The organism is Mucilaginibacter lacusdianchii (genome assembly GCF_009770985.1).
Lineage (GTDB): Bacteria > Bacteroidota > Bacteroidia > Sphingobacteriales > Sphingobacteriaceae > Mucilaginibacter > Mucilaginibacter lacusdianchii.
This window is the reverse complement of the sequence record NZ_WSRW01000002.1, coordinates 1,530,356-1,543,143: the sequence shown is the minus strand read 5'-3', so window position 1 is coordinate 1,543,143 and position 12,788 is coordinate 1,530,356. Positions and strand designations below refer to the sequence as shown.

Genomic DNA, 12,788 nt, shown 5'->3' with positions numbered 1-12,788 from the left:
TTAACACAAGTGAGGGGTTTTGCGTTTAGCGTAAGTCGGTGGATGAATAGGATTTTCCACTATCATGCCTACCACCGGCAAGCGCCCTAGCATAGCTGCCGTTTCATGCTGAAAACCATCTATTTATTGACAGATTGCATATGCACGCTAAGCAGTTATTTCTATTTCCATGCAGAGTTCTCGGTATCGCTTCATGTGGAGTTAAGTCACTTAATTGTTCTTCAAAATATTAGGCAGCATAGGCAACCGTTACTTAATTTCATTCGTCATGTTTATAAATTATTTATCCTTTAATTATCTATAAACAATCTGCGCTATGAAGACTAAGTATTTTATCGTGGGACTAAGTTTTATCTTATTCTTAGCACTTAACGTTTCTTGCAAAAAAAGTAACGATGACTCGTCAGAGAATCCTCCTTTAGAAATTAATGGTGTGCAGCTTTCTGACAATGCTAGATTCGGAAAGATATTAACTGACAATTCAGGGCGAAGTTTGTATTTCTTTTCAAACGATGCCGGACTTACGTCTACCTGTAATAACGGTTGTGCTGTGGTTTGGCCAGTGTTCTATAAAAGCAATCCTGCTATTGGAACAGGATTATCTTCATCTGATTTTGGTGAGATTACTCGTACAGATGGAACAAAGCAAACTACCTATAAGGGATGGCCGCTGTATTATTATCAAAATGACAAAGCGTCGGGCGATGTAGGCGGGGATGGCGTTGGTAATAATTGGTTTGTTGCTAAGGCCGATTACTCAGTCATGGTGGCGTATGCCCAATTGATAGGGCACGACGGTGCACAATACAACAGTCAGGGAGTTGCAGGTCAAGAAAACTCTCAGTACCTCACAGATCCTTATGGCCGAACGTTGTATCTATTTAGCCGGGATACGTATAAAAAGAATACCTTTAGCAATAACGATCCTACTCATGACGCTATTTGGCCTTTGTACGCGGTTAACTCAATTCAGAGTGTTCCCTCTATTTTAGACAAAACTCAGTTTGATGTAATAACCGTTTTTGACAAGAGCCAGTTGGTTTATAAAGGTCATCCACTCTATTATTTTGGGCAAGACAATGGTTTAAAGGGCAGTACAAAAGGTGTCAGTTTTCCTGTAGCCGGCAGTGCCATATGGAAAATTAATAATCTTACAACTGCAGCTTTAAGCAATTGATGTATGGGGTGTGCGAACCAATTACTTTTTTGTATAAGTAAAAGATAAGGCTTGAATAGCTCTAAAATAGTATATAAGATATCCGTTAGTAGGGTGTTCTTTAAACGTGGTGATATTTATTTTGCAGGACACGTATTAAAGCGCAGTAGAAACGGTTATAAATATAAGTCGACGTGTTATGATAAGCGGCGACGGACATAGTAAAACTTTAATGTAAATGAACATTTTGCCAGTACATACAATCTAATGTATGTATTGGCAAAATGTTTAATGTGGTGTGATTAAGTAAGTGCCAGTTACGTTTTTAACAATAGTATTTCATGTATCTTAAAGGTTGGAAATTATTGCATAATTAAAACCCTTCTGTGTTTCTTTTGCGAATAGCGTCTTCAGTTTGAGGTACCAGAAAGTCTAATCCAAATTTTACGGCTTCGGCTTGAATGTCTTCAATAAAGGGACGAAAGTTTTTGTTATAATCCTGAAAAGCTGATTCGAAATTTTCATGATGTTTTTGAAATGCATCAGCCAAGGCGGCAGCGCCGTCTATAGCCAGCGAACCACCCATTCCCGCAGCAGGCGACGCACAGTAACCTGCATCGCCTACCAGGGCCACTCTTCCTTTTGTCCACGATGGCATTTTGATTTGGCAAAGTTTATCGAAGTAAAATGTTTTTGATTGCTGCACTTCATCTAATAACTCCGGTGTTTTCCAGCCTTGCTCTTTAAAAGCTTCCAAAATTATCTTTCTTTGTTGTTCTTCATCGCGGTAGTCATAAGGAATTTCGTCTTCCGACCGGAAACAAAGAATGATGTCAGTTTTATTGTTGTACGCGTTAAGCATTACCGCCTTATTAGGCACATTGTACATTTGAGCTGTGTTCGGTTTAATCAACAATTTATCAACAATAGTGATAGAGAAATACTGGTTCAAAAAATGTGTGTATTTACTTTCATCACCAAACCAAAGTTTTCTGACTACCGAATGAATACCATCGCAGCCAAACACTAAATCAAATGAACGTTGCAATCCATCTTTAAATGTTGCCTGTATGGCATCTTCTGTTTCAATTAACGTTGTGATGCTGTTATCAAAAATAAATTCTGTATCATTTTTTACAGTTTTAAATAAAATATGCAGCAATGTATTTCGTTCAATTTCAAATTCTTCATCCGCCAACAACTCTGCCTCTTTTTTTAGCAACATAGTGCCTTCTGTAACATCATCGGCGTTTTTAAACTCCCACATCTCCATATTGATGGTGTTGGATTTGATTTGTTCCAAAATTCCCATACGCTTAACGATGTCTACGGTGTTTCCGCGTATGTTAACGGGGGTTCCACCCAGTTTAAGGCCGCTTGCCAGTTCAACAACAGTTACCTGATAACCAAATCGGTTCATCCACCAGGCGGTTGAAAGTCCGGCAAAACTCGCACCTAAAATAAGTACTCTTTTTTCTTTTAATGACTCCATAAATGTATATAGGCTGATTAGTATTGAATGAATTGCTGAAAAGAAAAATCAGGGTGACGCATATCTATCTCGTTCTTGCCCGACTCAAGTTGTGCTTCTGCAGCATATACAAACATTTGCTTTTCATAGTCGGCAATAGCAGCTTCTACAGTTTCAAAGTTCCCATTAATGAGGTTATTAGATAAAATCATGGCATCTAACAATCCAATATTTACACCTTGCCCAGCAAAAGGCGGCATTAAATGTGCAGCATCTCCAATGAGTGTTATCGGCAAAAGGCGATTAGTTTTCCAAGCTTTGTCTATTGGTAATTTTCTTGTGGGTAACCCCCAAAAGTGAGATGTGGCGTTAATTAATTGTTGGTAACGTTCGTTCCAATGCGCAAGTCTTTCAGATAAAAACGTACGGATGTTGTTCGCATTTTGGAAATCTAATTGGCTACCATGAACCCACTCGTCAGGGGTTTTAAAAATTATGCCATAGGTTAACATGCCGTTGTTGCAGGGATTGGCAACTAGCAAATTGCCTTGATGGGCAGTCATTAATCTGTTACCATTGCATAACTCGTAGAACGCCGGGCAGTTTACTTCGGGTTGAGAAACATCTCCTTGTATAATGAAAGTGCCGGTATCTTCAACTTCGGTATCTGTAACAAAACTTCTTACTTTAGACATTCCTCCGTTGGCTACAATAATCAGGTCGGCAGTAGCATTTTGACCGTTTTCGAATATTAACCGCCATTGCCCATTGTGTTTTTCAAATTCCGTACACTTGCAATTCCAGACCACCGTATGGCGGGTTAAACTATTCAGTAATATGGTTCTTAAATCGTTCCGGTTTATTTCTGGGTTATCATACTGGTTTTCGGGAGTATGTTTTTGGATAGACAGCACATCGCCTTTCTCGTTGGCAAAAGTTATACCCATGGGGATAGCCGTGGCATAATAACTGTCTAGCAGGCCTGCCTTTTTTAAGGCTTTTTGTCCAGAATTTTTGTGTAGGTCGAGCGTACCGCCCCAAATCCGGGCTTGTGAATCTTTATCCCGTTCGTAAACGTTTACCTCTACACCTTCTTGCTGTAGTAGCTTAGCCATAGTCAGGCCTACTGGTCCTGCACCAATGATGGCAACTTTCTTATTTTGGAGTAACATGATTTTGCATTATTAACTTAGTAATGCAAAACTCTGAAATGCTTTTACCTTAGGCTTGTACAAACGCGACAAAATCATTGCTGATTATTGCTTTTCCGCTTTTCGCTTTGCGGGCAAATGCTGCGGGCGTGGTGCCACTGTAGCGCTTAAACTCCCGGCTTAAATGAGCTTGGTCTGTATACCCTAGCTGTTGTGCTAAGCTGGCCAGATTAGCATCTGGTTGGAACCACAAATGATTTCTGACCTGTTCAAAACGCATTAGCCCTGATACGTCTTTAACCGTATGTCCGGCAGCTTGCTTAAACTTCCTTTCCAGCGTACGTACGGTTGCATGGGCTGCCGCTGCTACCTGGCTTACAGGTAATGTGCCGTTTGCTTTGCTCATGGCTGCGCCGGCTTTAAACAGCGTGCTGTCGGTAGCAATTTTTGGCCTTATGTTAATAAAATACTGTTTTACTTCAGTTAGGGCTTCGGTTATTTTACCGGCCTGTACATATTCGTCAAGTAAAGAATGAAGTTGGGCAATAGGGTGCTCAAAAGTGCGTACCCCGCTTGTGTTGGGTGATAATCCGAGCAAATCAAATACTGTCCACGGGAAGCACTTGATACCAATAACTTCCAAGTGGTTTTGGGCATACAACATTACAGGCTTACCTAACAGACCCATCAAAGATGGAGAGGGCAAGGGCTGCAAGCCTTCGGTGGTAGCTATACTACACGCGCTGCCAAACATAAAAACTATTTCGGTAAAACCATCGGGCAGTATCTCAAAGCCTGGAGCCAGTTCTTCGGAGCTGATACTGGTATACCAAAAGTTTTTTATGGTATCCTGTAACACTTCAGGTGGTTCAAGCTCATGATGTTGCATCGGGGGAAGATAGGTAGTTTATAGTGAATATAGAAGAAGGTGGTACCTGGTTAATTACGAGGCTTACTAGGAATACATGTTGGCCCACCGCTAATTCATTTTATGAAAGATTGAACTTGAGTAACACTAATTGAACTACTTATTGACTATTGTTGTCGTTAATCTCGGCAATAGCAACTTCTAATTCACTTCTATTAATTACGTCTTCATTAAACAACCAATGCATTTTTTTTAACTCATCTTTACTAATGTTTTCATAGTCTATAAAGAAGTACTCGGTGCGTAAGTAATTTTTTCTTTTTGTATAGATTTCTTCTATGAAGTCATCTACTTCGCGTTTAGACGGTGTATTGTAAAGCACTTGAAAATGCTTACCAGTTTTTAGAGGGATGGCATAATATTTTAGATAGGTGAAATGATAATAGCTGTAAAATATAATTGCTATAACAGCTGCTGTAGCTAACGCCGCAAAAAATGCCCGCTGGTCTGTTCCGATAGAGATGATACCTTTAAAAAGTGTTAGAAGTGTGAGACCAAAACCAATACGCAGAATACTCTTCTTTGTTCTGGAGAATATCCGTATGCTATTACGGGTGTCAATATTATCGAAAGGAATAAAAAGTGAAAAGTTACCGTCGCTATCAGTAAACTCAATGTCTATTCCGTTCTCTTTAAAAATGTATTTTTTCTTAAGAAAAAGTTTACGCTGGTAAAACTCGTCCATGTTGCCAATAAGGTTTAGTTGAAGGTATTGTTTAAGATACCAAATCAAATCTAGCCAAAATATATAGCCTTTATAATAAGCAAGAAGCTTTTAATGAAATTTTATACCAAAGATTCCAAGGTTAATCTAAAGTATCATATTTGATATTGGCTAAATTCTAATCTGCTTTCTTTGATACTTAATGTGTAATGAACTGCCTACTTATCACATCTCCTATTATTGCAACAACCACTCTGTAGGCGCTTTGCCAAACTTTTTTTTAAAGGAGTGTGAAAAGTGGGAGAGGCTTTCAAACCCTAAGTCGAGATAAATGGCAGAGGGTTTCTTGTTCTTTTTTTCAATCAGATGCCGGGCTTCTGACAGTCTTTTTTCTTGTAACCATTGCCGCGGCGCCATGCCAAATATTTTTTGAAAGTCGCGCTTAAAGCCGGCCAGACTCCTGCCCGTGAGTCGGGCAAATTTCTCGACCGGTATGTTGTAATGAAAGTTACTAATCATAAACTTTTCTAAATTCATTTTATAAGGCTCAGAAAAGTCGAACAATAATGCTTTAAGCTCGGGTTTGGCATGCAACAGCAGTTGTACCGCCTCCTTTACTTTGAGCATGCCCATGGTATTGGTAAGCTGCTCGTTTGGATGATGTACGTAAGGCAACACCGATTGAAAGAAAGCACGCAAAAAATCGTTTGCAGGTATCAGTACATTGGGCTGACCGGTGTATTTGCCGTTTACCTCTATTTGTTCTTCTAAAGCAATCTTCCTTAAAACGTCTTCTTTCAGGCTGATAACAATGGTTTGGTATGCCTCACCATCCAGTGGTGTTTTGGTTAGTTCGCCCAATTGGTTTTTTTGTATCAGCAGCATCTCGCCCCGTTCCATCGAGATGCTTTGGTTTGCTGTAGTCATGGTAAAGCGGCCCGAGATCTGCATCACCAGTGTGTTATGTTCTAAAAAACAAACTTTCTCTTTCCGTGCCGCAGAGTAGTAGGAGAAAAAAACAACGCCGGGGATAATCTCAGTTGGATTAGTCATATAAGGTAAAGATATAAAACGAACGGGGCTTATATATGGCTATCGTTGTAGATAAGTGCCACCCAAAATTGCACCTTGCGCAAACGTTGTGTTTAAGGTGTTCATCTCGTCGGCGGTAAATTCGATCTGCATAGCCTGCAGGTTTTCGGGCAGGCGTGTTCTGCGGCTCATGCTAACCAGCGGCATGATATGATTGCCTCGTGTATTTACCCAGGCAATGGCCAGCTGTGTTGGTGTGTAGCCTTTAGTTTGAGCCATCTGTTTTAGTACCTCTACTTTTTCCAGGTTCTTAACCAGGTTTTCATCCTGAAACCGTGGGAAATGTTTTTGATAGGCATCATCTGCCAAGGGCGCTTTCATATCGCCGGTTAACAGGCCTTCGGCAGTATTGGCAAAAGCCACCACGCCGATACCTAGTTCTTTAGCGGTAGGTAATAGGTCATTTTCAATCTGACGATCGGCCAGAGAATAACCAATCTCCAATGCTGTTACGGGATGAACGCTATGGGCTTTGCGTAGTTGGTCGGCCGTAATTTCTGAAACGCCAAGGTGACGTACTTTTCCTTCTTTGATCAAATCGGCTACGGTACCAATCACATCTTCTACCGGAACACTGTTATCTAATCTGCATGGCTGATAAAGATCAATGGTATCGATACCTAAGCGCACTAATGAATAATTGATAAAGTTTTTAATGGCTATGGGGCGCAGGTCTAAACCCAGCCATTGTCCGTTGTAAAAGATGGCGCCAAATTTAACACTGATAAAAGCATCGTCTCTGCGGCCTTTAATGGCTTTACCTACTAGTAGTTCGTTGTGACCGGCTCCGTAAAAGTCGCCGGTATTCAAAAAGTTTATACCACTGTCTAAAGCAGCCTGGATGGTAGCGATGCTTTCAGTTTCATCATTGGTTGGGCCTCCCCAAACAGACGACATGCGCATGCAGCCTAATCCAAGTTTAGATACAAGCGGACCACTTTTGCCTAGGTTTATTTTTGTTACTGTTTTCATAAAGTTGTTTTTACTTATACAAAGGTCAGCAATGTTTGGGTTAGCCCATTTCCTGTACGGCTCAAATTACTTGTCTGTATGGCTCGATGAATAGGGGTACCAGCTATATTTCGCCAGCTTTTTGTTTAGCCAGCCTTTCTTTTCGTTTGCTGTTTAAATATTTCCTCACAGGCATATCGTAAGCTATCATTATCAAATATGCTGCTCCGGCCAACAAAATTACTCCGGCTATAATAATAAGAGCCAATTGCGTGATGCCTGGCTTATGGCTGGTGTAATAATTGCCAAACATCCATAGCACGGCATAATGCGTCATATACAATGGGTAAGAAAGATTTCCTAAAAACAGGCAGACTTTTTTTAAGCCAGATGTTAAGGCAGAGCCTGCACCCAAAGCAATCAGCAAAGGAAAATAAAGCAGTACTATCAGAGGTTCAGATAACCAGTTCCATTTTGATGATGGCATAATAAAGGCCAGGAGCAATAATGCAGCTATGCCCATAAATCCTAATTTGTTTTTAATGATCCAGTTGGAGCGATAAATAAGCAATCCGGCTAAAAAGGAATAGGATATCCGGGCGCTGCCATCCCAAAAAGTTGGGCCGCTCCAGCCGCCCAGCAAGTTGCCCGAATGGTAAGCTACCCAACAGATAGCCACCGCCGAAAGGATAGTTAATATAAGCAGGTAGCGACGGCCAATCCGACAAAGTATGAATGCGTAAACAATATTAGCCACATACTCCCAAAACAACGACCACGAAGGCGCATTAAAGCTAAACAGATTAAAACCACGGTCGGCTATTGCAGGATAGGGAATCATCAATAGCGAACAAAAAAACGCCAGTATAATTTTACCGGTACTGTACAACTCTGGATGACCGCCAAACGGATCAAACAAAAATGCCAGCAGGCCTAATACGGATCCTAATACAACCAAGGGGTGCAACCTGATTATTCGCGATTTGAAAAATTCCAGAATGCCCATTTGCGTTAACCGGTCGTCATAAGCATAGCCAATTACAAATCCCGAAAGGCAAAAAAAGAAGTCGACAGCCAAAAAACCGTGTCCGATAAAGTTATTGCTCGGGTCGGTATAAACCCACTCCATAAAATGAAACGTTACCACCGCCAGAGCAGCAATACCCCTTAACCCATCCAAAATTTCAAAGTGCTGTTTGGTTTGCAGAAGTGCTGGTGTGGGTTTGCTGGTATTCATTTATGATATTTATTATGTTGAATTATTTAGGCAGCAGCCTAAGATTGCGGTTTTCGCAAGTTATCCAGAATTAATAGTTTGGCCAAGTTCAAATAAAGGTGATAAGCGTAAAGCTACAGGCACATTTAGCTCCCAATTTTATCGGCTACTTTTGTTGATAAACCTTGTTTTATTTTTAAGCCGATGATTTTATCATCCTTATCAATAAATTCGAGCACCATGTCCTCGTCACTAAAAAAAGTACCCTCACGTTCTGCAGATAGCTTTATTATATCTTCATTGTTGATTTTCATAAATAATGCATCTGCTTCTTTTAATATTTCTACCTTATAATTTTTTGATACTTCGTAGGTGCCCATATATTTCAGCAGTGTGCGCTCGTTCAACTGAATTTCCTGTTTGGGTTTAGGAATGGTGTAGGGTTTGTTTTGCAACACGGCATACATTGAATTTCCAATTTTTTCTAAAGCAGTTGAGGTTATATTATTTAAAAGTATGATGCAGGTTTTACGTTCGGGCATCATCAATAAATAGCTGGTGGCACCTGCCACATTTCCGCCATGGTCAATTACTCTGTCTCCGTATAAGGTATCTATAAACCAGCCATATCCATAACCAGCCTTAAAAGGGGTAGTTGCCGCATCAAATGTTTGTTTAGAAATAATTTTAAAGTTGATTAAGCCATTATAAAGTTTAAGCAGGTCGCCTGTGGTGCTATACAAAGCGCCCGATGCGTAAGTAAGGGTTGGATTCCAAAACTTAATTTCTACTTGTTTGGCAGCTGATATGTACGAGTAACCCGTTACTTTGTTTGTATCGCTTAATGCCTCAAAATAAAACCCACTTTTGTTCATCTTTAACGGATCAAAAATATACCTGTTAACGGCTGTTGGATAAGGCAGTTTAGTTACCTTTTCAATAATGCTACCTAGCAAATCATACCCCGAGTTTGAATAACTAAATTTGCTGCCGGGCTCAAAATCAAGTGGCTCATTTCTAAAAAACGCAATCTTATCTTCCGGGCGAAACGCCTGCTTAGTATTTAGTAGTTCACGGTATTTTGGATTTCTGAATGACTCGTAAATGCCAGCGGTATGAGTAAGTAAATGTTTGATGATGATTTCGTTTCCTCTAGGATAATCGGGTATGTATTTGCTGATAGGGTCGTTTACAGAAAGTTTTTTTTCTTCAGCAAGTTTTAAAATAATTAGGGCAGTAAACGGTTTTGTTAATGACCCGATCGGAAAGACGCTGTTTTTTGTAATTAAACTTTTTGTGGCTGCATTTTGGTATCCAAAACTTTTTTCATAAACTTTTTTACCATCCTGTATAATCAATGCAGATCCATTAAATTGATGGACGGCAACATATGCATTCAGTAAATTGTCAAACTTAGTGTGGTTGTTTTGTGCTTTAACAGCAAGGCAGGTTAATAAAAGTAGAATAATGATTGTTATGTGTCTTTTCATAAAAGCTTGCTGGTGTTTAGGTTAAAAAGCTTTGCTAATCGTAAATAAAATCTTGGTTCTAAGATACATCTTTATAAATCACTAGCGCCGCTTCCAATTAAGGAACCGGCTCAAAATAAGCTTCATTAAATAGGGTTAAAACACTCATATGCTACTAATAAATGAGAAAGCCTTAAATCTTTCGACCTAAGGCTTTCTCATTTATTAGTAGCTCTTTGCTGGGCATTTCTCAAATCATTCAACAAGTAATTTAAGATAATTCACAACATAGTAATGGATTACATCACTATGTAAGATCTGCTTAAACCGAACTGGTATATTATTGAATAAAGCAGCAATGTATAAAATAACCCCGCAGGCTTGCTAAGCAACGCACTGCGAGGCAGCAACCGCTACGTTACAGTTCTTTATCGCCAATCAGCTTGGCATCGCGGGTGTTCTTTTGTACAGCAATGGCCGAAAACATGCTTAAGCAAAAGGCCATGGCATAAAAGCCTTTTTCGCTACGGGCAAGATCTGCATTCCAAAGGCCAATTGTTAACAGTAGTATCGCTGAAATAGTGGCAAACCAGCTTAAGCCATAGTACAAGTCTGTAACGGCAAGTCCTTCGGCCCGGTCCCTTACAATTTTTTGTACAGATATCACGGCAAATAAGCCAAACAATAAAATAGTGAAATAATATCCTTTTTCGTTCAGTTGCATGCCGGCATTCCACAAGCCGATGCAATATCCTGTTGTTCCGGCTAATAAAGCAAACCAAGATGCCCCAATAAATGCAGCAGTAGGTTTAAATGGATTTCTGGCATTTTCGCTGTGTTTTGCAAATGATAAGTTTTCGTCTGTTTTGTGTTGTAGCGGTTCCATGTTTGTTTTGTTCTAATGATTAATATGGAAGCAAATATGGAGAGTATAGCAGGCCGAAAAAACACAGATTTGTGGAAATACTGACGATATATTTTGTTTTATTATATCTTTATATATACTATTATATCCTTATGGACTCACTCTCAGAATTGGCTGGTCTGCTTACTAACAATGATAAAAAGCTTTTTAAACAGTTTTTACAACGCAAGAATAAAAGGCATGATGTGAAAAACTTACAGTTACTGGATTTGATAGAAACTGACGATATAGCTGGCTTAAATAAGCTTTACCAATCAAAAATAAATAAAGATGCCTATCATGCATTGCGTAAAAGACTGCAGGACAACCTGCTGTTATATTTATCGCAAAAAACGTTTGAAAGCAATCATTCTGATACTTACGACGCACTGCGCTTGCTGGTTGCGGGGCGTTTTTTGCTTGAAAATGATGTGACTAAGATAGCGTTCAAATGTTTGGATAAAGCCGAACGGCTGGCTAATCAATTAGAACAGTTTAATATACTGAATGAACTTTTGCTGTTGAAGCTGCAGTATGCTCACTTACCGGGAGCAGATAATTTTGAAGCTTTGACCGTACGCTTTTTACAGAACCAGTTGCACATGCAACGCGAGGCTAAACTCAATATGGCTTATGCTTTTTTGAGGAAGGAACTGCAAGAGATACATCTGGAAGGCAAGGTAGTTAATTTGACAAGGTTGATGATGGCTACCATCCGGAAATACAAGATTTCTGTGCAAGACCTGATGACCTATAAATCTGTTTACCAGATTCTTTTTATTGCCAATGAATACGCCGCCATACAGCAAAATTATGGATTGATAGAGCGCTATATTAACCGAACCAACAGCTTTATACAGAACCCGACAAATCATAAACAATCTTATCTTTTTTACCATATATCCATTCTGTACTTTTTGGCAAACTTTCACCTGCGGCAAAGGGAGTTTTCAAAAAGTTCGTCCTATCTTCAAGAGATGATGGATTTGATGTTAACAGATAATCGCTATTATACCCTGTTTTATCTACGTTATCACCTGCTTTCTGCGCTTAATCAGTTTTATATGGGTTCTGCTGAAAATGCAATTGCATTATTACGGGAATCGCTCTCTGTTACAAAAAATGCCTATAAGGCAGAAGATATTGAAGATATACGAATATGTCTCGCCATGTTTTTAGCCTTGCGCAATGATCGGGAAAGTTTGAAACAGTTTACTTTATTAACACGCACTGATGCTTGGTATGAAAAGAAAATGGGTATGTTATGGACTATTCGAAAAAACCTGATGGAAGTTTTAGTTCAGGCACAGTTTGGCAACATTGAACTGGCCATGTCACGGCTCAACAGCTTTCGGCGGCGATATAAAAAGTATCTGCTGAAAACTTCGGAGGAACGTGTGCTGTTGTTTCTGAAACTGGTTGAAAAACACCTGTTAAAGCCTGATGTGATTTTTGAAGCGGCGTATAAAAAGTCTGTCTTAAGCCTGCTGAACAAGGCAGAAAATAACGATATCTTCACGCTAAGCTTCATTGCATGGTTGATAGCGCGTTGGGAAAAAAAGACAGCTTATGAAGTGGTTATTGGGGTTATAAAAAATGGTGAGTCTGCGTAATCAATCGCACTTAACCAATGCATATCTGCAAACGGATTTGGAAAGAGCCTTATCACACTGACAACCAAAAGAAATGAAGAAGAGGGTTTGAGGGTAAAAAGGTTATTAGCCTATTCCTGTATCAGTTGTACCATCTATAAGATCATTATCCAGAATAAGAATTCTTAATGTGT

Annotated in this window: 11 protein-coding genes; 2 read left to right on the top strand and 9 right to left on the bottom strand. The window is 39.6% G+C overall.

Annotation, left to right across the window (positions count from 1 at the left end; all coding sequences use genetic code 11):
* The first annotated feature begins 316 nt into the window (after positions 1-316).
* Positions 317-1,177 carry a hypothetical protein gene (locus tag GPM24_RS13665; protein WP_158827288.1) on the top strand — a complete coding sequence of 287 codons (861 nt, stop codon included), beginning with the start codon at positions 317-319 and terminating at the stop codon, positions 1,175-1,177.
* A 352-nt stretch (positions 1,178-1,529) separates the two neighbouring features.
* Here GPM24_RS13665 and GPM24_RS13660 read toward each other — a convergent pair whose 3' ends face one another.
* From GPM24_RS13660 to yiaA, 9 genes are all read right to left on the bottom strand, one after another.
* Positions 1,530-2,648, bottom strand: a complete 1,119-nt coding sequence (locus tag GPM24_RS13660) for an FAD-dependent monooxygenase (protein WP_158827287.1) — start codon at positions 2,646-2,648, stop codon at positions 1,530-1,532.
* A 17-nt stretch (positions 2,649-2,665) separates the two neighbouring features.
* Entirely contained in the window at positions 2,666-3,799 is a 1,134-nt protein-coding gene (locus GPM24_RS13655; protein ID WP_158827286.1) for an FAD-dependent oxidoreductase, read from the bottom strand.
* A 49-nt stretch (positions 3,800-3,848) separates the two neighbouring features.
* Positions 3,849-4,667, bottom strand: a complete 819-nt coding sequence (locus GPM24_RS13650) for a helix-turn-helix domain-containing protein (protein ID WP_158827285.1) — start codon at positions 4,665-4,667, stop codon at positions 3,849-3,851.
* Positions 4,668-4,806: 139 nt separating this feature from the next.
* Positions 4,807-5,391 carry a hypothetical protein gene (locus tag GPM24_RS13645; protein ID WP_158827284.1) on the bottom strand — a complete coding sequence of 195 codons (585 nt, stop codon included), beginning with the start codon at positions 5,389-5,391 and terminating at the stop codon, positions 4,807-4,809.
* 216 nt (positions 5,392-5,607) lie between these two features.
* Positions 5,608-6,423 carry a helix-turn-helix domain-containing protein gene (locus GPM24_RS13640; RefSeq protein ID WP_158827283.1) on the bottom strand — a complete coding sequence of 272 codons (816 nt, stop codon included), beginning with the start codon at positions 6,421-6,423 and terminating at the stop codon, positions 5,608-5,610.
* Positions 6,424-6,462: 39 nt separating this feature from the next.
* On the bottom strand, positions 6,463-7,434 hold the full coding sequence (locus GPM24_RS13635; protein WP_158827282.1) for an aldo/keto reductase: 972 nt from the start codon (positions 7,432-7,434) through the stop codon (positions 6,463-6,465).
* A 103-nt stretch (positions 7,435-7,537) separates the two neighbouring features.
* Positions 7,538-8,650 carry an acyltransferase family protein gene (locus GPM24_RS13630; protein WP_158827281.1) on the bottom strand — a complete coding sequence of 371 codons (1,113 nt, stop codon included), beginning with the start codon at positions 8,648-8,650 and terminating at the stop codon, positions 7,538-7,540.
* Positions 8,651-8,775: 125 nt separating this feature from the next.
* Positions 8,776-10,119 (bottom strand): serine hydrolase domain-containing protein, encoded by a 1,344-nt coding sequence (locus tag GPM24_RS13625; protein WP_158827280.1) that lies wholly within the window; start codon positions 10,117-10,119, stop codon positions 8,776-8,778.
* 397 nt (positions 10,120-10,516) lie between these two features.
* Complete coding sequence (gene yiaA / locus GPM24_RS13620; protein WP_158827279.1) at positions 10,517-10,984, bottom strand: inner membrane protein YiaA; 468 nt, start codon at positions 10,982-10,984, stop codon at positions 10,517-10,519.
* A 131-nt stretch (positions 10,985-11,115) separates the two neighbouring features.
* On the opposite strand from yiaA, the gene GPM24_RS13615 reads away from it, so the two are divergent.
* Positions 11,116-12,615, top strand: a complete 1,500-nt coding sequence (locus GPM24_RS13615) for a hypothetical protein (protein ID WP_158827278.1) — start codon at positions 11,116-11,118, stop codon at positions 12,613-12,615.
* Positions 12,616-12,788 lie beyond the last annotated feature (173 nt).